The sequence below is a fragment of the Nocardia neocaledoniensis genome (genome assembly GCF_003182135.1).
Taxonomy (GTDB): domain Bacteria; phylum Actinomycetota; class Actinomycetes; order Mycobacteriales; family Mycobacteriaceae; genus Nocardia; species Nocardia neocaledoniensis.
On sequence record NZ_QGTL01000009.1, the window covers coordinates 178,686 to 199,568 of the forward strand.

Annotated in this window: 21 protein-coding genes; 4 read left to right on the forward strand and 17 right to left on the reverse strand. The window is 69.0% G+C overall.

Annotated elements, in window-relative coordinates; all coding sequences use genetic code 11:
* Nucleotides 1-93: 93 nt before the first annotated feature.
* Nucleotides 94-717: a hypothetical protein gene (locus tag DFR69_RS23255; protein ID WP_110039736.1), complete on the reverse strand. Its 624-nt coding sequence runs from the start codon at nucleotides 715-717 to the stop codon at nucleotides 94-96.
* Between the two features lie 75 nt (nucleotides 718-792).
* Here DFR69_RS23255 and DFR69_RS23260 point away from each other — a divergent pair, with 75 nt between their 5' ends.
* Entirely contained in the window at nucleotides 793-1,617 is an 825-nt protein-coding gene (locus DFR69_RS23260) for a helix-turn-helix domain-containing protein (RefSeq protein WP_110039853.1), read from the forward strand.
* A gap of 46 nt (nucleotides 1,618-1,663) precedes the next feature.
* Here DFR69_RS23260 and DFR69_RS23265 read toward each other — a convergent pair whose 3' ends face one another.
* From DFR69_RS23265 to DFR69_RS23300, 7 genes are all read right to left on the reverse strand, one after another.
* Nucleotides 1,664-2,809 carry an RNA polymerase sigma factor gene (locus tag DFR69_RS23265; protein ID WP_110039737.1) on the reverse strand — a complete coding sequence of 382 codons (1,146 nt, stop codon included), beginning with the start codon at nucleotides 2,807-2,809 and terminating at the stop codon, nucleotides 1,664-1,666.
* Nucleotides 2,806-3,213, reverse strand: coding sequence for a YciI family protein (locus tag DFR69_RS23270; protein WP_110039738.1), 408 nt, complete (start codon nucleotides 3,211-3,213; stop codon nucleotides 2,806-2,808). Before DFR69_RS23270 ends, DFR69_RS23265 begins: the two co-directional genes overlap by 4 nt.
* A gap of 116 nt (nucleotides 3,214-3,329) precedes the next feature.
* On the reverse strand, nucleotides 3,330-3,860 hold the full coding sequence (locus tag DFR69_RS23275) for a MarR family winged helix-turn-helix transcriptional regulator (protein ID WP_110039739.1): 531 nt from the start codon (nucleotides 3,858-3,860) through the stop codon (nucleotides 3,330-3,332).
* Between the two features lie 62 nt (nucleotides 3,861-3,922).
* Nucleotides 3,923-5,440, reverse strand: coding sequence for an MFS transporter (locus DFR69_RS23280; RefSeq protein WP_110039740.1), 1,518 nt, complete (start codon nucleotides 5,438-5,440; stop codon nucleotides 3,923-3,925).
* 9 nt (nucleotides 5,441-5,449) lie between these two features.
* On the reverse strand, nucleotides 5,450-6,022 hold the full coding sequence (locus DFR69_RS23285; protein WP_110039741.1) for an NADPH-dependent FMN reductase: 573 nt from the start codon (nucleotides 6,020-6,022) through the stop codon (nucleotides 5,450-5,452).
* Entirely contained in the window at nucleotides 6,019-6,912 is an 894-nt protein-coding gene (locus DFR69_RS23290; RefSeq protein WP_110039742.1) for an EamA family transporter, read from the reverse strand. Before DFR69_RS23290 ends, DFR69_RS23285 begins: the two co-directional genes overlap by 4 nt.
* A 282-nt stretch (nucleotides 6,913-7,194) precedes the next feature.
* On the reverse strand, nucleotides 7,195-10,329 hold the full coding sequence (locus DFR69_RS23300) for a BTAD domain-containing putative transcriptional regulator (protein ID WP_110039854.1): 3,135 nt from the start codon (nucleotides 10,327-10,329) through the stop codon (nucleotides 7,195-7,197).
* Between the two features lie 168 nt (nucleotides 10,330-10,497).
* Between DFR69_RS23300 and DFR69_RS23305 the strand changes: the two genes are divergently transcribed.
* The 3 genes from DFR69_RS23305 to DFR69_RS23315 all read left to right on the forward strand — a co-directional run bounded on the left by DFR69_RS23305 (nucleotide 10,498) and on the right by DFR69_RS23315 (nucleotide 12,747).
* Nucleotides 10,498-11,139 (forward strand): DUF4097 family beta strand repeat-containing protein, encoded by a 642-nt coding sequence (locus DFR69_RS23305; protein ID WP_110039743.1) that lies wholly within the window; start codon nucleotides 10,498-10,500, stop codon nucleotides 11,137-11,139.
* 187 nt (nucleotides 11,140-11,326) lie between these two features.
* Nucleotides 11,327-12,547, forward strand: a complete 1,221-nt coding sequence (locus tag DFR69_RS23310) for a cytochrome P450 (RefSeq protein WP_110039744.1) — start codon at nucleotides 11,327-11,329, stop codon at nucleotides 12,545-12,547.
* A complete protein-coding gene (locus DFR69_RS23315) occupies nucleotides 12,544-12,747 on the forward strand; it encodes a ferredoxin (protein WP_110039745.1) in 204 nt (67 codons plus the stop codon). Before DFR69_RS23310 ends, DFR69_RS23315 begins: the two co-directional genes overlap by 4 nt.
* A 251-nt stretch (nucleotides 12,748-12,998) precedes the next feature.
* Here DFR69_RS23315 and DFR69_RS23325 read toward each other — a convergent pair whose 3' ends face one another.
* The 9 genes from DFR69_RS23325 to DFR69_RS23360 form a co-directional block, all read right to left on the reverse strand.
* Nucleotides 12,999-13,754, reverse strand: a complete 756-nt coding sequence (locus DFR69_RS23325; RefSeq protein ID WP_110039746.1) for an ESX secretion-associated protein EspG — start codon at nucleotides 13,752-13,754, stop codon at nucleotides 12,999-13,001.
* A 24-nt stretch (nucleotides 13,755-13,778) separates the two neighbouring features.
* Nucleotides 13,779-14,981, reverse strand: a complete 1,203-nt coding sequence (locus tag DFR69_RS23330; protein ID WP_110039747.1) for a WXG100 family type VII secretion target — start codon at nucleotides 14,979-14,981, stop codon at nucleotides 13,779-13,781.
* A 9-nt stretch (nucleotides 14,982-14,990) separates the two neighbouring features.
* Complete coding sequence (locus DFR69_RS23335) at nucleotides 14,991-15,446, reverse strand: hypothetical protein (RefSeq protein ID WP_110039748.1); 456 nt, start codon at nucleotides 15,444-15,446, stop codon at nucleotides 14,991-14,993.
* Between the two features lie 44 nt (nucleotides 15,447-15,490).
* The gene (locus tag DFR69_RS23340) at nucleotides 15,491-16,042 is read right to left on the reverse strand and encodes a DUF3558 domain-containing protein (protein WP_244198415.1); all 552 of its coding nucleotides are present in this window, start codon (nucleotides 16,040-16,042) and stop codon (nucleotides 15,491-15,493) included.
* Between the two features lie 423 nt (nucleotides 16,043-16,465).
* Complete coding sequence (locus DFR69_RS34170; protein ID WP_146229405.1) at nucleotides 16,466-16,819, reverse strand: DUF6086 family protein; 354 nt, start codon at nucleotides 16,817-16,819, stop codon at nucleotides 16,466-16,468.
* Between the two features lie 10 nt (nucleotides 16,820-16,829).
* The gene (locus tag DFR69_RS34175) at nucleotides 16,830-18,131 is read right to left on the reverse strand and encodes a hypothetical protein (protein WP_146229406.1); all 1,302 of its coding nucleotides are present in this window, start codon (nucleotides 18,129-18,131) and stop codon (nucleotides 16,830-16,832) included.
* A 122-nt stretch (nucleotides 18,132-18,253) separates the two neighbouring features.
* The gene (locus tag DFR69_RS23350) at nucleotides 18,254-18,556 is read right to left on the reverse strand and encodes a WXG100 family type VII secretion target (protein WP_110039751.1); all 303 of its coding nucleotides are present in this window, start codon (nucleotides 18,554-18,556) and stop codon (nucleotides 18,254-18,256) included.
* Nucleotides 18,556-18,894 carry a WXG100 family type VII secretion target gene (locus DFR69_RS23355; protein ID WP_146229407.1) on the reverse strand — a complete coding sequence of 113 codons (339 nt, stop codon included), beginning with the start codon at nucleotides 18,892-18,894 and terminating at the stop codon, nucleotides 18,556-18,558. Before DFR69_RS23355 ends, DFR69_RS23350 begins: the two co-directional genes overlap by 1 nt.
* Nucleotides 18,895-19,164: 270 nt before the next feature.
* Nucleotides 19,165-20,637 (reverse strand): MDR family MFS transporter, encoded by a 1,473-nt coding sequence (locus DFR69_RS23360; RefSeq protein WP_110039753.1) that lies wholly within the window; start codon nucleotides 20,635-20,637, stop codon nucleotides 19,165-19,167.
* Between the last annotated feature and the right edge of the window lie 246 nt (nucleotides 20,638-20,883).

Genomic DNA, 20,883 nt, shown 5'->3' on the forward strand with positions numbered 1-20,883 from the left:
GATTCGATGCCGCCGCGGTGGGTGTCGAAGTCCAGGTGCGATGTCATCGCGTCCGATCGGTTCGGTAGTTCGACGGCGCGGCGCGGGCGAATGTCAGGCGACGGCCAGGTCGTGCTGGGTGGCGTAGGCGTTTCGGCAACCGCGTGAACAGAATCCGACGGTCTCGCCGGCGTGGTCGAGGGTGATCGCGTGCGGGCCGACGGTGACCGTCATGCCGCAGATCGGGTCGAGGAGTTTGCCCTCGGGGACGGTGTATTCGCCTGTGGCGAGCTGGGCCTGGAAGTCGGCGGTGAGGTAGGCCATCACGCCGTCACCGTCGGTGAGTTTGCCGTCGAGGCCGATGCGGCCGTTGGGGACGCCGACGACGTTCACCCACAGGTCGCCGCCGTCGCGGGTCCAGCCGTGGGCACGGTCGACGCGGCGGACGGCGGCGCGGACGGTGCCCATCATGTGCGCACCCGATTCGTCGCACCAGTCCTCGGGCAGGGTGATGGTGGCGAGGACGGGCGGCGCGGCCGACGCGCCGACCGGGCCGTCGCCGGTGTGCCAGTCGCGCAGTTCCCGGAACGCGACGTGGGTCATCCGCCGGGCGCGCCGCATCGTCGCCTCGGGCGCATCGTCGGTGCTGGTCATCGCCTTGACGATGGCGGCGGCGATGGTGGCGTGGTCGTCGGCGGTGTAGGTGCCGGCCGGGTGCGAGATCTCGATGAGGAACATGGTTCCATCGTGGATTCGCGCGGGCCCGCAGTCGATTACGCCGGAGGTAAGGCGGCGAACCCTAGAGTGGCCGGCATGGGTGAGCAGGCGACCGTGGGATCGCTGGTACGGCAATGGCGGGAGCGTCGGCGGCGCACCCAGCTCGACCTGTCCCTGGCCGCCGGGCTGTCGGCGCGCCATCTCAGCTTCATCGAAACCGGTCGCGCCGTGCCGAGCCGCGAGATGATCGAGCGCCTGTGCGACGAACTCGACGTGCCGTTGCGTGCCAGGAATCAGCTCTACCTTCGTGCCGGGTACGCGCCGGTACACACCGAACGACCGTTGCGCGACCTCGGCCGGGTGCGGACGGCGGTCGAGGCCGTGCTCGCCGGCCACGAGCCGAATCCCGCCGTGGTGGTCGACGCGCGCTGGGACCTGTTGTCCGCCAACCGAACCATGGCGGGCTTCCTGGCCGCCGTGCCCGCGCGGCTGCGCGCACCGCGCACGAACATGCTGCGCGCCACCCTGCATCCGGACGGTCTGGCCGGGCAGATCCGCAACCACGCGCAGTGGCGGCGGCACACCCTGCGGCGGGTACGCAGGCAGCTCGACCGCACCGCCGACCCGGCCTTGGCCGATCTGCTCGCCGAACTGGAGAGCTACCCGGCGCCCGCGGATCCGGGCGAACTCGTCGGCGACTTCGACGCCGACCTGTGCACCCCGATGCTCCTCGACACGGAGGCGGGGCCGATGTCACTGCTCTACGCGGTCACCGTCTTCGGCTCCCCGCGCGACGTGACGCTGGACGAGATCGCCGTCGAGATGTTCTTCCCCGCCGACGAGGGCACCCGCCGGATCCTGGCCGCGCTGTCCGAGGCCAACGAGGCGCAGGGACAGCGGCTTTCGCATACCGTGCCGTGACAGGGCAGGGGGCAGGTCATCTCCATCGCACCGAGACCCGGGGCGATCACGAACCTCGCGCGGACCGCACCCTGGCCGATTCCCGGGTCAGATGATCGCGTTCGGGCACGCTCGTGGCCTCCCCGGCCGCCACCGCGTACAACTCGGCGGCCCGGTCCAGGTCACCCGCGCGTTCGAGGAGATAGGCGCGAACGGCATTGTGGCGCGGAATGTTCGGGTCCACCTTGTTCAGTTCGGCGAGACCCGCCTGTGGCCCGTCGGCCTCGCCGACCGCCACCGCGCGATTGAGGCGGACCACCGGGCTGTCGGTGCGGGCGAGGAGTTCGTCGTACCACTCCACGATCTGGACCCAGTCGGTGTCGGCGGCGGTCGGTGCGTCGGCGTGCAGGGCGGCGATCGCGGCCTGTGCCTGGTATTCGCCCAGGCGGTCGCGGGCAAGGGCCGCTTGCAGGATCGCCACGCCCTCGGCGATCAGCCCTGTGTCCCAGCGGGATCGGTCCTGCTCGGCGAGGGGGATCAGGCGCCCACCCGGTCCGGTGCGGGACGCGCGACGGGCGTGGTGCAGCAGCATCAGGGCGAGCAGGCCGGCGACTTCGGGATCGTCGCTCGCGGAGGCCAATTGGCGGGTGAGCCGGATCGCCTCGGCCGCCAGGTCGAGATCGCCACCGTAGCCCTCGTTGAAGACCAGGTAGAGCACGCGCAGGACCGTGGACAGGTCGCCGGGCCGATCGAGCGGGAGTCCCTCGATGCGGCGCTTGGCCCGGCTGATGCGTTGCGCCATGGTCGCTTCGGGCACCAGGTACGCCGTCGCGATCTGGCGGGTGGTCAAGCCGCCGACCGCGCGCAGGGTCAGCGCCACCGCCGAACCGGGCGAGAGCGAGGGGTGCGCGCACAGGAAGAACAGCCACAGCGAATCGTCGGTGCCGGGCACCGGGCCGCGTGGTGGTTCGTACTCGACGGTGAGTTCCCTGCCCCTTCGGGCACTCTCGGCCCGCGCGGCGTCGACGAACTTGTGCCACGCGGCCGCGACGAGCCAGGCCTTCGGGTCGCGGGGCGGTTCGTCGGGCCAGCTCTCCAAGGCGCGGATCAGGGCCTCCTGCACGGCATCCTCGGCCGCCGCGAACTCCGCTCCGCGCCGGACGAGGATGCCGATCACCGCGGGCACGAGCTCCCGCAGCAGTGACTCGTTCACTCGGTGGTCGTCGGCGTCGCCGTGAGGAACGGGCGCAGCTCCAGCCATTCCTGCACCGGCTTCCCGCCCGCGCCGGGCGCGGCCGACAGCTCCGCGGCCAGTTCGAGCGCGCGCTCGTAGGTGTCGACGTCGATGATCATCCACCCGGCGATCAGGTCCTTGGTCTCGGCGAACGGACCGTCGGTGACCGGCGGGCGGCCCGCGCCGTCCGAGCGGACGAAGGTGCCCTGCGGCGAGAGTGCCTGGCTGTCGACGTACTCGCCGGTGGACTCCAGCTTGTCGGCGAAGTCCTGCATGTACTGCACGTGCGCGGTGACCTCCTCGGGGGTCCACCGGTCCATCGGCACGTCGTTGACCGACGCCGGTGCGCCGCGGTAGTGCTTGAGCAGCAGATATTTGGCCATGATCGTCGCCTTTCGACTGTGGTCGGTGTGTGCGAGCGGGCCGTTCCCGGCGGCTCGTACCCCTGGGACGGAGCCGCGTCGCCGTTCTCGACATCCACGATGACAATTCTCGAGAATTATTTCTGGCGGCCCGTGGCGCGGTCGCGGTCGAGGCGGTCGCCGAAGTGCTCGAGCAGCCTGCGGAGCTCGCCGGTGAGGCGCTGGTAGTCCTCGGGCGAGTACTCCGGGAGCAGCTGGGCCTCCTTCGCGAGGTGCTCCCGGAACACCCGGTCGACCACGTCGAGACCGTGCGGAGTGAGCCGCACGCGGATCGAGCGTCGGTCGCTGGTGTCGCGGACCCGTTCGACCAGGTCCTTGGCCTCCATCCGGTCGATGCGATTGGTGACCGTGCTCGAGGTGATCATCGCCGCCTCGAGCAGCGCGCCGGGGGTGAGCTCGTACGGCGGGCCGGACCGGCGCAGCGTGGTGAGGACGTCGAACTCCCACACCTCGAGGCCGTGCGCGGCGTAGACCTCCTTGAGCGCGCGGTCCAGCAGCCGCGAGAGCCGCTGCACCCGGCCGACGATCGCGACCGGCCACAGATCCTCGCCCAGCTCGGGCGCCTCCTGCCGCCACAGCTCCATGATCACATCGACGGTATCGGTCATCTGTCCTCCCTCGGTCTGCCGCCGAGCGTATCTCGATGTCGAGAATTCGCCCGGATCCGTGCTCAGCGACGAGCGCGCAGGACCGTCAGCGCGATGACGGTGCTGAGCGCGGCGGCTACGGCGCAGGCCAGGCCGACGGCGTTGAGGCCGCTGGTATAGGCCTGGCGCGCGGCGTCGAGGACAGCACCCGCCATGTCGGCGGGCAGGGATCGCGCGGCGACACCGGCATTCTCGATGCTGGCGGCCGCCGTCCCCGCGACCTCGGCCGACAGACCGGCCGGTGGGGCGAAGGCGCCGGTGTAGACCGCCGAGCCGAGGCTGCCCAGGGTGGCGATGCCGAGCGCGATGCCGAGATCGCCGCTGATCGAGGCGAGCGCGGCCGCCGAACCGCTGCGTTCGGGCGGCACCGCTGCGACGACGAGGTTCGTGCCCAGTGCGCTGAAGGCGCCGACGCTGGTGAAGATCAGGACGAAACCCGTGATCAGGATCGGCAGCCCGCCCACCGGATCGACCAGGGTGAGCAGCAGGTACCCCACCATGCCGACCAGCAGCGCGCCACCGAGCACCGCGCCCGTGGGAAACCGCCTGGTCAGGATGGGCGCCAACTGGGCGGCGAGAATCGAGGCGAGCACCGCGGGGATCATCCACAGCCCGGCGGTCAGTGGCGGGAGGCCGTGGACGAACTGGAGGAATCCGGTGATGAACAGATACGCGCCGCCGTTGCCGAACATCGAGACGAGCTGGATCACCAGCGCCGCGGTGAAGGCGGCGACGCCGAACAGCCGCAGGTCGAGCAGCGGGTCGGCCAGCCGCCGCTGCCTGCGCACGAACACTGCGCCGAGGCCGAGACCGAGCACGACGGCCAGGACCGGCCCGGCGCCGAGACCGTATCTGGCGGCCTCCTTCACGCCGAAGACCAGCGCGAGCACCGCGACCAGAGACAGCGCCGCGCTGGGCAGGTCGAGGCGCCCGGCGTCCGGATCACGGTATTCGGGCAGCACCAGCGGCCCCGCGAGGAGCAGCACGAGCATCACCGGAACGCCGAGCAGGAACACCGAACCCCACCAGAAGTGTTCCAGGAGCGCGCCACCGACGACCGGCCCCAGCGCGGTGCCGCCCATGAAACAGCCCGCCCACACCGCGATGGCGCCTGCCCGCTGCCGCGGGTCGCGGAACAAGGTGCTGATCAGGGCGAGGGTCGAGGGCATCAGCGTGGCCGCCGCGATCCCGAGCAGGGCCCTGGCCAGGATCAACGCCTCCGCGCTCGGCGCGAAGGCGGCCGCGACCGAGGTGAGGACGACGGCGACGGCGCCGATGTGCAGCAGTTTGCGGCGCCCGATCCGGTCACCGAGGGTGCCCATCGTGATGAGGAAGACGGCGATCATGAAGCCGTAGATGTCCATGATCCACAGCGTCTGGGTTCCGGTGGGCCGCAATCCTTCCGCGAGGTGCGGGAGCGCGAGGTACAGCACGCTCTGGTCGATCGCGATCAGCAGGGTCGGCAGGGCGAGGACGGCGAGGCCGAGCCACTGCCTGGCGCCGGCCCTGGCCGGGCTGGGTTCGATGATGCTGGTGGACATGGCGATTCCTCACTGGCGCCGGGAGGCGATCCGGCGGGTCAGCGCGCCGGTCAGCTCGATCAGCAGGGTTTCGGTGTAGTCGTCGGTCAGGGTGCCCGCGTCGTCGAAGCGCTCGTGCGCCTGGAAGACGATGACCTCCGGCTTGGCGAGCACGTCGGCGCCCACGCTCGCGAGGATCTGGCGCAGCGCGAGCTGCGCGCGGACCGATCCGAGCGGGCCGGGCGAGGCGCCGACGACGGCGGTGGGCTTGCCCGCGATCTCGGCGCCGTCGGGCATCCGGCTCATCCAGTCGATCGCGTTCTTCAACGCGGCCGGGATCGAGGCATTGTGCTCGGGAGTTGCGATCAGCAGCGCGTCGGCACGCAGCACGCGCTGATGCAGCTCGCGTACCGCCGCGGGCAGCCCGCCCGCCTCGAGATCCTGGTTGTAGAGCGGCAATTCGCCGAGGCCGGGATGCAGGTCGATGCGCACCGTGCCCGTGCTCAGCTTGGCGGCGGCCCGCAGCAACGCGGTGTTGTAGGAGTCGGCGCGCAGGCTGCCCGAGAGGGCGAGGACGCGGAATTCCGGTGCGGTGGTGCTCATGTGGTGCTCCTGTTCATGGACTGGCCGACGACGAGGGCGACGAGGGCGATGGCGAAACCCGTGCTCTGCCACGGGCCGAGGGTCTGGTGGAAGAGCAGAAGGCCTGCGACGGTGGCCACCAGCGGATTGACGGCGGTCAGCAGCGACACCGAGGTGGCGGGCAGTCGCTGCACGCCGCGGAACCACAGCGCGTAGGCGAGAACGGTGGCGACGAGCCCGATGTAGGCGTAGCCGAGCAGGTTGGTCGCGGTGATGGTGGGCGGTCGGCCTTCGACGACGAGGGTCAGCGGCAGCAGCATCAGCCCGCCGAGGGCGAGTTGCCAGCCCGCCATGGTCAGCGCGGGGACCGGCGAGCCCCACTTCTTGCCGAGCACGATCGCGGTGCCGATCAGCGCGGTCGCGGCCAGCATGGCGGCGATGCCGAGCGGGTCGGGCAGGACCGGCCCCGCACCGGCCATCACTGTCACCCCGAGGGCGACGGCCACACCGGCCAGCACGACAGCGCGCGGCGTGCGGACCCCCAGCAGCGGCACCGACAGAGCCGCGACGAGGAGCGGCTGCACCGAGCCGAGCGCGGCGGCGATCCCGCCCGGCAGCCGGTAGGCCGCCACGAACACCAGCGGGAAGAACGCGCCGAAGTTGAGCACGGCCAGCACGGTGGTCTTCCACCACCACGCGCCGCGGGGCAGTGTTCTGGCGAACGCCACGATCAGCAATCCCGCGGGCAGCGACCGTACGGTCGCCGCGAGCAGCGGCCGATCGGGCGGCAGCAAAGTCGTTGCGGCGTAGACGGTTCCGAAACTCGCCGGGGCGACGGCGGTGAGCAGCGCGTCGCGCACCCGCCCGGCCCGGACGACCGGAGCGACCGGCTTCATAGCGATGGTCGACATGTCCCTCCCTTCATCAATCTCGACATCGAGATAGTTGCAGAGCAATAATGACGATGTCAAGTATCTCGATGTCGAGATTGATGAGATGCGGGCATGCCAGGTGCCCGCCGAGAAGAGGGGTCCCGGCGGGCGTCAGTTCGCCGAGTGCCGGTCGTTCGCGCCGATCATCGGAGACGGTGCGCGGGTTTCTGGCAGGCAGTCCGTCCGGTGGTCACACGGCGGCGGCGCCGGCCTGGGGCGCCGGGTTCGCCGTCGTCGGTTACGTGTGGTCGCGCGCCACGTTCACCCGGCGAGCGTGAGTGCGGCCAGTTCCGGTCCGTTCGCCCGCGTCCCCGTCCGCAGCGCCTCGGTGAAGCCCGCTTCGCCGAGGTGCTCTCGCGTCCGCGACTCGATGCGGGTCGCGTCCGGGAGCGAGTGGTCGGGCAGCCCGCGGGTCGCGGTGCCCGCCCCGAGCAGGCCCGCGGCCCGCTCGTACTGCTCGGCGCGCAGAGCCAGATCGGCGATGCCGACGAGGATCTGGGCGAGCAGGGGTGCGTGACCCGCGGTCGAGGCCGCGCGGAGGGCGAGCGCGTGGTGTTCGCGCGCCGCGTCGAGATCGTCGGCGAGATAGCCGAGCAGGTCGTGCACCATGGCGGTGACGGTCGGTTGGTCGGCGTCGGCGCCCAGGAGCGTGCGGGCGAGTTCGATCCGCTCGCGGGCCACGTCGGTGTCGCCCTGCCAGCGGGCCAGTTCCGCGCCGACCAGCGCGACCTCGGCCAGCGAGGTGGGCCAGCCCGACTGGTCCGCGCACCGCTGCGCCCGCGCCAGGGCCGCCGCGCTGGCTTCCGGATCGTCGAGCAGCCAGTACAGCTGAGCCTGCCGCGCATGCATGCGGACCAGGTCCTCCAGCGCGCCGACCTGGGTGACCACGGCGATGCCCTCGTCGAAAAGCTTCACCGCCGTGGCGAATTCGCCACGCATGGCGGTCCGGTTCGCCAGTTCGGTGAGCGCGAAGGACATACCCCAGCGTTCGCCGATCGCGCGGAATTCGGTGAGCGCCTGCTCGAAGTACTCGTCGGCCGCCGACCCTTCGTGGCCGAGCACGGTGCGCAGCTTGCCCAGTTGCAGCCGGGCCAGCGCCCGCACCCACGGATCCTCGTCGGCGAGCAGCGATTCGAACGCGGGCAGGTATTCGTCGGGGCCACGCAGCATCCGCTCCAGCGCGCCGCTGAATCGCAGCGCCGGATGGCCGCCCGTGGTCCGGCTGCCGTGGTGATACGCCTGATGGATCCAGTCCTCCACGCGGTGCTCGTCGTTGCGGCCCGCCGTGAGGAAGTGCACGACCAATCCGTACACCGTCGCTCTGGTCTCGTCGTCCACCTCGCCGGGCACCGCGGCGGCCGCGAGCACGAATTCGGTGCCCTCGGCCTTGTATCCGGCCAGCCACCAGTACCAGCCCGCGGCGGCCGCCAGCCGCATCGCCGCGGCGGCGTCGGCCTTCGCGAGCGCCCCCCGCATGGCCGTGGCGATGTTGTCGTGCTCGGCGCCGAGCACGCCCAGCCAGGTCAGCTGCTCGGCCCGGCGCAGGTGCGGTTCGGCGGTGGCGGCCAGTTCGGTGAAGTACGTCAGGTGCGCGCGGCGCGTGGCGTCGGTCTCGCCCGCCTCGTCGAGCCGGGCGGCCGCGTACTGCTTGATGGTCTCGAGCATGCGATAGCGTGGGTTCTCGTCCTCGGTCACCACCAGCAGCGACTTCTCGGCCAGCGCGGTGAGCAGGTCGAGCACCTCCCACTCCTCGACCTCGGTGCCGTCGGCGCAGATCTGTTCGGCCGCTTCGAGGTTCGCGCCGCCCGCGCACACCGAGAGTCGGCGCAGCACCGCTTTCTCGGCGTCGGTGAGCAGTTCCCAGCTCCAGTCGACCACCGCGCGCAGCGTGCGATGCTGGGCGATCGCGGTGCGGCTGCCGCCGGTGAGCAGGCGGAACCGGTCGTCGAGGCGGTGCGCGAGCTGATCCGGCGACAGCGTGCGCAGGCGGGCCGCGGCCAGTTCGATCGCCAGCGGAATCCCGTCCAGCGCCCGGCAGATCCGGGCCATGGTCGCCAGTGTGGCCGCGTCGGTCGCGAGATCCTTGCGGACCGCGCCCGCCCGGTCGCGCAGCAGGGCGACGGCGGGGGAGGACTCGATCGCGGCGGAGTCGGCGTCCGCGGCGGGCACCGCCAACGGTTCGACCTGCCACAGCGCCTCCCCGGTGATGCCGAGCGGCTCCCGGCTGGTGGCGAGGATCCGCAGGCGTCTGCACTCGCCGAGCAGGCGGTGGGCGAAGGCGGCCACGGTGTCGATGACGTGCTCGCAGTTGTCGAGGATCAGCAGCGTCTCGCGGTCGCGGATCGCGGCGACGAGCCGGTCCATCGGATCGGTGTTCGGGGCGTCGCCGAGCAGCGCGTCGCGCAGGCCGAGCGCGGCGAAGGCGGTCTGGGCCAGGTCGCCACCGCTGTCGGTGGCCGCCAGCTCCACCAGCCAGGCGCCGTCGGGCAGGTCGGCGAGCATGGTCCGGGCGGTCTCCACCGCGAGGCGGGTCTTGCCGGAGCCGCCGGGCCCGGTGACGGTGGTGAGCCGGTGCGCGGCGATGAGTTCGCGCACGGCGGCGATGTCGGCGTGCTTGCCGACATAACTGGTCAGTTCCGCGCGCAGGTTCGTCGTGCGCTCGGTCGGGCGCGCGCCGATCTCCCCGCGCAGCAGCGCCACGTGCAGCTCGGACAGCTCCGGTGACGGGTCGACGCCCAGTTCGTCGGCCAGTGCCTCCCGCGCGTTCTGGTACACGACCAGCGCCTCCGCACCGCGCCCCGCGGCGCCCAGCGCCCGCATCAGGGCGCCGACCAGCCGTTCCCGCACCGGGTGCGCGGCCACGAGATCGGTGAGCTCGGCGACCAGCCCGGCGCCGCGGCCGAGGCGGATCTCGGCCTCGTAGCAGTCCTCGGTGGCGGCCAGGCGCAGTGCGTCGAAGCGCGCGATGACCGCGTCGAAGGTCTCGTTCTCGCCCACGTCCTGCAGGGGCGCGCCGCGCCACAGCCCGATGGCCTCGCGCAACAGCTCGGCCTGGCGTGCGTCGTCACCGCCGCGGGCCCGGTCCAGCAGCTGTTCGAAGCGCACCGCGTCGACCGCGTCGGGCGCGACGGCCAGCTGGTAGCCGCCCGCCCGCACTTCGATCGCGCCGTCGGGCAGCAGCCTGCGCAGCCGGGAGACCAGGGCCTGCAGGGCATTCGCCGCGTCGGCGGGTGGCTGTTCGCCCCAGATCAGGTCGACCAGTCGCGACTTCGCGATCGCGCGGCCCGGCTCGAGCGCCAGGGCGATCAGCAGCGTGCGCAGGCGAGCGCCCGGTATCGCTGTCGACCCACCGTCCTGCGTCCGGATCTCCAGCGGTCCAAGCATTCCGATCTGCACCCGGCCCATTGTGCCCTGCACGTCAACGGCTCGCGCGCCGTGGTGGACAGCTGTCCGAGTCGGGCCGAACCGGTGTCAGCGGAGGCGTCAGGTTCGTGTCAGGCCGGTATCAGCGGGGGCCGCGACAGTAGTGCCATCAACCGAACAGCACCCACCGAGGAGCCCACGATGTACACCTTCCCGACCGCCGCCCCGATCACCGTCGCCATCGATGTCCTGTCCGCGGGCATCACTGTGATCGCCTCCGATCGGGCCGACGCCGTCGTCCAGGTCGCGCCCGCCGACCCCGCCAAGAAGGCCGACGTGCGCGCCGCCGAACAGACCGTGGTCGACTTCGCCGACGGCGTCCTCACGGTGGTGACCCCGAAGTCCTGGCGCACCAGCACCCCGTTCGGCGGCAATCCGTCGATCGAGGTCAGCATCGCCGTCCCCACCGGCTCCCGGCTGACCGGCACGGCCGGCGTCGGCCAGGTGCTCGGCATGGGCGAGCTCGGCGCGTGCGACCTGTCGGTCTCCCTCGGCGACATCGTCATCGAGCGCCCGCTCGGCTCGGTGACCGCCAAGACCGCCAAGGGCGACATCCGTATCGGCGAGGCGGCGCGCGGCGAACTGCGGCTGGAAGCGGCCGCGGGCGAGCTCGAGGTGGGGATCCGCCCCGGCAGCTCGGTGCGCCTGGAGACCACCACCGCGCTGGGCACCGTGCGCAATCTGATGGACGCGGTCGTCGCCGCGCCCACCGACGACCTGGTCCGCGTCATCGCGCGCACCTCCTCCGGCGACATCACCATCCGGCACACCGTCGCCGCGTGAGCCCCGCCGCCCGACCGACACCGGGCCGCGCCGGACCTCGCGCGGCCCGTGTGCTCGCCTGGCCCGCGCCGGACCTCGCGCGGCCCGTGTGCTCGCCCGGCCCGCGCCGTGTCAGCGCCGTATCAGGTCGGTGTCAGTCCCGCGGCCCACAGTTCTCGACAACACTCCACTCGGCAAAGGATCGCTCATGAACGCCACCCACCCTGTCCCGCACGGCCTTCCGCAGGATCGCGATGCCGGGCCGTTCGACCCGCCCAGCGCGATCACCGCATTGCGCGCGGCCCGCCCCGTCAGCCCGCTGCGTTTCCCCGACGGCCACGAGGGCTGGCTCGTCACCGGTTACGAGGCGGTGCGCGCACTGATGGCCGACACCCGGTTCAGTTCGCGCCAGGACCTCGGCATCGTCCACGTGCCCTACGAGACGCCGGGCATGCCCGCGCAGACCGAGCCGTCGCCGCAGATCCCCGGTCTGTTCATCGCCATGGACCCGCCGGACCACACCCGGCTGCGGCGCAAGCTCACCGGCACCTTCACCGTCCGGCGGATGCGCCAGCTCGAGGAACACATCGCCGAGATCGTGGAACGCCAGCTCGACGAGATGGCCGCGATGGCACCGCCGGTCGACCTGGTAACCGCGTTCGCGCTGCCGGTGCCCTCGCTGGTGATCTGCGAATTGCTCGGTGTCCCTTACGAAGACCGCGCCACCTTCCAGGACAACACCGCCAAGTTCCTCGTCCGCGACCAGGAGCTGGGCGAGAAGATGGCCGCCTACGGCGCGATGACCACCTATCTGGCCGGCCTGGTGACCCGCAAACGCGCCGAACCGACCGAGGACATCCTGTCCGACCTGGCCCGTGACGAGGACCTGGGCATCGAGGAACTGGTCGGCATCGCCTTCCTGCTGTTGCTCGCCGGCCACGAGACCACCGCGAACATGTTGGCGCTCGGCACTTTCGCGCTGCTAGAGCATCCCGACCAGCTGGCCGCACTGCGCGCCGACGCCGAGCTGATGCCGGGCGCCGTCGAGGAGCTCATGCGCTACCTCTCGGTCGCCGACATCTTCTACCGCTACGCCACCGAGGACATCGAACTGTGCGGGGAGACGATCCCCGCGGGCTCGACCGTCGTCGTCTCACTGCTGGCCGCGAACCGCGATCCGCTGCGCTTCGACGACCCCGACGCCCTCGATGTGCGCCGCACCGCCCGCGGTCACGTCTCGTTCGGCCACGGGGTGCACCAGTGCCTGGGCCAGCAGCTGGCCCGCATCGAGATGCGCGCCGGTTTCGCCGGCCTGCTGCGCCGCTTCCCGACCCTGGCACTGGCCGTTCCCGCCGACGAGGTGCCGCTGCGCTCCGACATGAACATCTACGGCGTCCACGAACTTCCGGTCACCTGGGACAGGTCATGAGCGGGCTCCGCATCGCGGCCGACCGGGACCGCTGCATCGCCGCGGGCATGTGCGCCCTGCTCGCGGGGGCGGTCTTCGATCAGGACGACACCGACGGCAGAGTGCTCCTCCTGGACCCCACCCCGGGCACGAACCACACCGCGGTCCGCGAAGCGGTGGAAACGTGCCCGTCGGGCGCCCTCACCGTCGACGAATCCTGACTCTCACCAATCCCGGTGCAGCCGACTCGGTCAGCGCGAGTCGGCGGCCACCTGGGTAGCGGGCACGGTTATTCGAGCTGTGCGATCCCCTGAGCGAGGCGCGCGGCGTTGGCAGGCGAGCGCATCAAATACAGCGTCTCCCGGAGTGAGTCATCGGTTGCTCCTCTCCACCCCTGCAATCAATGGTGTGGGATTGCTGTACCAGTGTCGATCGTGAGGCACTCCGTCGGGCCGCGTGCCTTCGCCGAGGTTCACCAGTCGGCCGGTTCGGCTTCGCGGAGGCGGCGGTGGGTGCGGTCGATCCAGCCGGTGAAGCCGGCGGTGAGGTCGGGGGTGGTGGCGGGGCGGACGGTGACCCGTTCGGGGGTGCGGACCACCAGGTAGCGGCCGTCGGCGGTGACGTCGATCCACTGGGTGGTGTACCAGGGCGCGGGCCGGTCCAGGATGTGGCCGACGAACAGGCTCGCGTGGCCGCTGCCGTCGATCGGGCGGCGGGCCAGCGCCTCGAACTGTTCGCGGGGAGTGCGCTTGGCGTAGGACTGCGGGCCCGGCGGTGCCTGGAGCTCCGCGGCGGGCACCGCGAGCACCGGGTGCGTGCCCGGCTTACAGGTCGGGATACGGGCCGAAAGACGCTGGGGGAGTTGGTCGGCGGGGAACAGGCGGGCGTGGATCGGACCGTCGACCTCGTCGACCGTGGCCTGGGCCAGCACCACCGCATGCTGATGATGCTGCGCCCCGACGATGCGGTACTGGCGCAGCGCACCCTGATCCGTCGCGGTCGACGCGCCCTTGATCTCGACCCGGAACTGCCCGAACGTCAAGGTGTGCAGGGCCAATCGGATCAGCTCGTCCTGGCCGAGGGTGGCGCGGACCCGCGCGCGGTTGGCCTCGTACTCCTCCAGCGTGCGGAACTTGCTCAGCAGATGCAGCGGACGAGGGAATCGGTCGATCCCCTCGCTGTACCACAGTGCCGCGAAATCGTCTGGCTCCCAGACCCATTCGGTCATGGTCGGGCGGTTCTCCTACTTCGGTCAGTGCTGCTGCGGTGGCGTCGTCGCGGCGGGCGCGTCGCCACCGATCACTCCGCCCGCGATGGTTCGGGGCTGCTCGCCGAGCAACTCGTCGGTGTTCTCGGCGGTGATCAGATAGTCCGGGATCTTGTGCTCGTCGTCGCCCTCACCCTTGCCGCGACCGGCACCGGGGGCGCCCATCATGCCCGGCATGCCCGCGCGTCCGGTGCCGCCACGGTTGGCGGCCGCCGCGGCCGCCGCCGAAGCGGGCGTTCCGGTGGTCGGCGCGCCCGCCACGCTGCGGCCGGGGTTGGGGGAGAGCAGGCCGGTGCCCGGCGCGCCCGAACCGCCTCCGCCGCCACCGGTTCCGCCGCCGCCCGTGCCGCCGCCGGGCGCGCCGGTCGAGGGCGATCCGGTGGTCGGCGTGGTCGCGGCCGGGGTGGTGTCGGTCGGCGTGGCGCTGGTGGGAGTGGTGTCGTCGTCGCTGGCGTCGTCGGTGGACTCGTCGTCGTCGGTCGTGTCGTCGGTCGACTCGTCCTCGGTCGTCGGGTCCTGCTCCTCCGTCGGCGTCTCCGTGGTGGCGGCGGGATCGGTGGCGCTGCCCTGGTCGTCGCCGCCACCGTCGCTGGTGCCGTCGGAACCCCCGTTGTCGGTGTCGTTGCCGCCGCCGGTGCCCTCGTCGGTGTCGCCGTAGAGCGGATTGGTCGGGCTCACGGGCGTGGACAGCCGCGGCACCGCCTGGTCGGTGGCGACGAACGGGTTGAGGTAGTTGGTGTCCATCACCTCCCTGGCCTTCTCCTCCGCCTCTTCGCGGTCGTCGTCCTTCCAGCCGAACCAGGTGCTCGGCGACGTCCAGCTGAAACTCTCGACGTTCTCGGGCAGGTTCTGCTTGGTCAGGGTGATCGCCTGTGCGGTCTCGGCGACCCGGTTGGCCAGCGCGTCCAGCTCCGGGGTCAGATCCGTCGCGCGCTGGGTGTAGTTGGTGATCGCCGTGCGCGACTTCTCCGCCGCCGGGCCCTCCCACGCCGCGGCGCTGGCGCGATTCATCCGCGCCGCGAACGTGGTGACGCCCTCGCGCCACTTCTGCGCGATCTGCGAATACTGCGCGGCCGCCGCCGTCGCATTGTCGGTGGGCTGCAACGGATCGAACGCGTTGAGGATCTGGTCGAGCTTGAACTCCTTGGTGAGTTCTCTCGTGACGATCTGCGGATCTTCGAAAGCCATGTCGCGTCCTCAGGCTCGGTCGTCTCGGGGGGCGCCCGGGGTGCCGGGTTGCGGTGCCTGGGCCATCAATTCGTTGTAGCGGGAGGCGAATTCGGAGTCGGTCTCCTGGTACTTCTGCGCGATCGTGCGATGCAGGACCTGGAGGTCGTCGACGATCTGGTAGTGCTGTTCGAGGACGGCGTGGACGCTGTTCTCCGAACCCTGGCCCTTCTCGCGGAAGCGGCGGACCAGGGTTTGCGCCGAGGTCAGCTCGGCGACCGCCTCGCCGATGCCCCAGACTTCGCGTAGCGAGATGTCGCGTGCGGTTCGCTGGAGCTCGATGATCAGATCTTTGAAGGTCTGGCATTCCCGTTCGATGTTGACGAACTCCTCGGCATCGACACGTATCGAGCCGCCGAAGCTCATCGACAGCTGGCCCGCTTGGGCCTCATCGAGCAGGTCCTGCAACGGACGTTCCCCGGTCACAGCCTATTTCCCCCTGTTTCTCCCGCTGAGCAGATATGTCCCGGTCACGCGCCTGCGGGGATCAACGGAACGATCTTCTCCGCGAGGCCGCGGGCCAGCGCGCACGTGTCCATATGGCCGGTCTTCCGGCGGGAATCCGGATTGTCCAGCGAGAACTCGATGCTCCCGCCCTGCATGTCGACGTTCAGCGTGCAGACCGACCGTGGGTTCTTCTCATCAGCTCGGCTGGTGGCCAAGGCGGCTCGGCCATTGACGGAATAGTCTTCGCGCACAGTCAGCTTCGTATTGGCGCGCACCTTGTCGACAGTCAGGTTCGTGGTGGTGATCCCGACCCCGTATCCATCGGACACGACCCAACTGCACCCGCGCCACTTGATCCCGCCCGCACCGTCGTAGTCGGCGTTGTTGTTCGAGCTGCCCGCATGCAACCCCTCCGAGTCCAGCACCGACTTCGGAATGTCCTTGCACGGATCGAACCCGGCGGGCACCTCGGAAGCCGTCGCCTGCCCACTCGCCGTGCTGGTCCCCGTCGAACCTTCCCCGTCCGTGGTCCCGCACCCCGTCGCCAGGATCAGCACACCGATCGCGCTCGACACCACCAGACTGCACCGCATCGCGGCCCCTCCTCGACCTCGTCCTGCCCTCGCGCCGGGGAGTCCCCCGCCCCTTCGGCCTGTCACGATACCCATCCCCGGTGCCCGATTCCATCCCGGAACGCGGACAGATGTGCTCGGGGCATGTCCGAGCTACGCTGGCCCTCGAGCCTGTTCGTCCGAGTAGCGGGCTGCTGCCCGTTCAAAGCAGGGCTGATCGTGCGAGCGATCCACGTACTCCACGAACGAGAGCTTCAAGCCACCACCTGACGATGAAAGACGCTCACTGGACCGAACGTGTCAGGAGCCAGAGAGCGTACGACATGCGGGAGGATGTCGCCGCAAGCAGTTTGGTCGCGATGAGCAGTATGATTTCGCAGACGATCTTGCCCACCGCCTGGATTAGGCTGGCCGGGCGTGCGAGCGTTACCGCGGCATCCCGATACTAGCCGCCCAGGAGATGAAGGCTTGTTCGTCATTCGATCTCGGCGTCGGTGGACGCCCGCAGTAATTGAGGATATTCACAGCCGGGCCAAGTGTTGCGCCCAGCATCGCTTTAAAAGCGGTGTTCTGAGATGAGAAATATTCGTTGAAAACGATCAGTGTGGTTTCCTCGAACATATCTATGTCTATTTCGTACATGTCGCTGGCAATCGCTGTAATTCCGGTCGTCAAGTTCAAGACCGAGCAGATGTCAGTGTGTATGCGTACGAACAGATCGCCCACGCGCAGAGACGGGCTCCATACCGTCCGGTCATCGACATCGAATACGTAGCTCATTATGCCCACTCTACCAGAATCTGGACGCCGGGATTTTTGGCACGCATGTTCTCGACCGCAGCCTCCACAGCTGACCGGAACTCGGGATCAGCGCCAGGTGAGGTGAACCGAGCCCGATTGGCGCCTGTTCATAGCCATCGATGTATTGGCGAGCGTCGATATAAGATCCCAGCTTCTTCTCCACCTGTTTTGCGATCCATTTATCAACATCGGCGGCATTGGTGGCAGACTTCTCCTCCCAAAGTACTCCGTTCTTGACCTCATCGATATCCGTAATGGTTCTGGAAGTGTCATTGGGGTCGTCAATCTGTACTTCGCGATCCCCGTCAGACACGTGGTACTTTCCGTCGCCGCCGAGGTGTGGCCGGCGTGGGTCAGTGAACGTGACATCGTTCTCGGGCTTCGCGGTGGCGATCACTATCGGCAGCTCGACGATGGTCAGAAGATCGCCGTTTGCCAGCGTAGCGGTGCTGAAAGAGAGGGTGCTGAGGGTGGTGAGGAATGTGTTGGCGGGTCCGGCGATGGCCCAGGCGGCGTCGTTGAGAAAGTCGATATCTATGTCGACTTTGTTGTCGTTGGGCGACTGTTGTTGCTTGCTCGGCGCCTTTTCCTTCGCCGGTTGCTCCTTGACATTCACCATCGAACGCCCGATCGATATCGCTGTGACAGTGACTACCGCTGCGAATTGGGTATTGATGTCTGCGCGCATTTTTGCCAACGCTGTGTTGTGGGTCTCGGCTGCAGTGGCGATGTCGTGCGCAGCGGTGCGGATTTCGCGGAGTTTGTCCGCGAGCTTGCGGAGATTGGCCGCGTGGTTCGGGATGTCGTCCGGGACGTCGGTTCCGAAGCCTTTTTCCAGTCCGGAAGCGACGGTTTGTAGTCGTGCCACGCCGTATTCGAGAGGGTCTGAGTTGGCGAAGGTACGCCACATGGTTGCGGCGCGTGCGAGTTTGTCGGTATCCCCGTCGGGGACTTGGCCGCCAGTGACAAGTGTGGTGACCTTGTCCTGTAGTTCGGTCCAGTCTGTTTGAAGACCATTGGTATAGGCTCCCGACGATGCTATACCGACGACTGCACCCGCGCCGTAGGGCAGCTCGGACGGGATTCCGGTAGGCAATGCCGGTGGGTCGCCCTTATTGGGATTGCGGTTCGCTGTGTATTCGGAGGACTTCCAGTTGTAGCTGGACGCCTTCAGTATGTCCCCATAGTGTTGCAGGGCCCGTGCGAAGTTGGTTGCAACCATTGTCAATGCGGCGGCGCGGTCATCGTAGGATTTCGACCACGGCTTGACTGCTTCGTAGCCACCTGCCATTGCGCTTGTTTCCAAAAGTACGGTTTACGGCGTTTCGTAGACGGTTTGAAATTTTTCCGACAAGTCGTAGCACGCCGTGGCCGCACTTTCATAGGACTGCGGCGAGATTGCGGCCATGGAAGTCAGCCACCGCTCATTCTCAAATTGGCTTCCTGTGCCGCACTGTATGCGTTGCGCGCGGTGACGGCGGCGTTGTACATCTGGGTGAGTCCTTCGATTACCGTGGCAGCCCCGGTGGCCCATTCTCGGTAGGCTTCCTCTTGGGCGTCAGCGGCGACCCCCTGCCAGTTTTCCTGAATAGAGGCGATTCGGTTGTTGATGCCGTCGAGGCTTTCGGTGAGGAAGCCGATGAAACCATTGGCGCGGCTGATGAGCTGTTCCAGCTCATCGATGTCGAAGGTGAAGTCGTGGGAGTCGTCGGCCATCACATGTTCAATTGTGGTAGGTCGAGCGAACTCAAAGCATCGGAGTTCGAGATGTCTTGGCTGGCAACGGCGTTACTTGCGATGCCCAGCAGTTCGCCCATCGTCGTGAGGGCGTTCAGTACGTCTGCGGCACCCTTCTTGGTTTCAGTCCAGCCGTCCCCGAATGCCTCTGCTGCCGCACCAGTCCAACTGTCCAGGACAGTCGATACCTCGCGGTCGAGCGTGCCGAGCCCGTTGATCAGGGACTCCGCGACCTGCTGGATATAGACACCGGCATCAGTCACATCGTCCGGCACCATCGCGAAAGCTGCCCCGGGTGTTTCGTCTTCCCCCGCCACGCGTGTCCCCTCCCCAAGCCTTCAGCGCCAGCCTAGTAGCGGCACTCTGGGGCCGCAACAGACGAGGATTCAGCCGACGGAATCGCCCCTACGCTGTAGGTATGGCCCCTGCTTCCGCGATATCACGGTGAAGTTTTCCGAGTTCCGTCGGTTGCTCCGGACAACTACGGCTTGCGGAGTTTGGTGAAGCTGAGTTCCGCGCTGCTCGATGGTAGGTGCGGAAAATCCCCTGGCCACCGACAGCGACCAGGGGATCTTTCGATCTGGGCGTCAGTTCTTGACGAGCTCGGGTGCCGCCGGTTCCTCGGCGTCCTGCGCGCCGTGTGCTCCGTGCGGGTTGGCGGAGCGGTTGGGGAGCAGGACGGCCATCGCGATGACGACCAGGGCCAGGACGGCCGAGACGAGGAAGGCCAGGCGCATGCCGTCGAGGGCGGCGGTGGTCGGGTCGGTGCCCTCGTCGATGAGCGAGGTGCTGCGGGCGGACATGACCGTCACCACCAGCGCGGTGCCGAAGGCGGCCGCGACCTGCTGGAGGGTGCCCAGCATCGAGCTGCCGTGCGAGTACAGGTGCATCGGCAGGGCGCCGAGGCCGAGGGTGAACACCGGGGTGAACGCCGCGGCCAGCGAGACCATCAGCAGGATGTGCAGGCCGAGCAGCTGCCAGTACGGCATGGACAGCGAGATCTGGGTGAACCCGGCCAGCGAGACCGCGATGCCGATCGAACCGGGGATCACCAGCACGCGGCCGCCGAACTTGTCGAACAGCTTGCCGACGGTCGGGCCGAGCAGACCCATGGCCAGACCACCCGGCATCACGAGCAGGCCGGTCTCCAGCGGGCTCAGGTGCCGCAGGTTCTGCAGGTACAGCGGCAGCAGGATCATCGATCCCATCATCGCCAGGAACGCGACGGCCATCAGCACCAGCGCCTTGGCGTAGGTGCCCGACAGGAACACCCGCAGGTCCAGCAGCGGAGTGCCGTTGCGCTGCAACTGCAGCTGGCGCAGCGCGAACGCGGCCACCAGCACCACGCCGCCCGCGACGATCAGGCCCGCGGTGGTGTAGCTGCCGCCGTGGAACTGGCTCAGGCCGTAGACGAGTCCGCCGAAGCCGAGCGCGGCCAGCGCGACGCTGAGCACGTCGATCGAACCGGCCTCCGGCTCACCGACGTTCTCCAGCTGCCGCAGACCCAGCCAGGTGACCACGCCGGCGATCGGCAGCATGATCACGAACAGCCAGCGCCACGAGGCGACCTGCAGGATCAGGCCGGAGATGACCGGACCCATCGCCGGGGCGACCGAGATGGCCAGGGTGACGTTGCCCATCACCTTGCCGCGGTCCTGCTCGGCGACCACGGTCATCAGCGTGGTCATCAGCAGCGGCATCATCACCGCGGTGCCGCCGGCCTGGATGATCCGGCCGATCAGCAGCACGGCGAAGGTCGGGGCCAGCGCCGAGATGACGGTGCCCGCGATGAACACGCCCATCGCGGTCGCGTAGGCCTGCCTGGTGCTGACCCGCTGCAGGAACCAGCCGGTGGTGGGGATGATGGCGGCCATCGTGAGCATGAACGCGGTGGAGACCCACTGCGCGGCCACCTCGGTGACGTGCAGATCGGCCATCAACCGGGGGATGGCGTTGATCATGATGGTCTCGTTGAGGATCACCACGAAGGTCGCGAGGACGAGTACCCGGATGACGAGCGGTGTCCCACCCTTCTTCGGTGTGGCGAGATCGGCTGGCATCGGGGGTACCTCCATGGGCAACGAATGGGGCGGGGCGCGTGGCGGCCCGATGCCGAGTCACGGACGGTGGGTCCTCGGCACCTCATGAGCAGAGACGGGGTTCGTCGTTCCAACTCATCGGGCGCGGGCCAGTATTCCGGTCCCCACCGACAGGAATCACCTCATTTTCGGTCCGGGTATCTGTGACGCATGACGGATATCCGCAGGTGGTGAACGCCATTGTCCGTGTCTGAAAGTTCTCGGTGA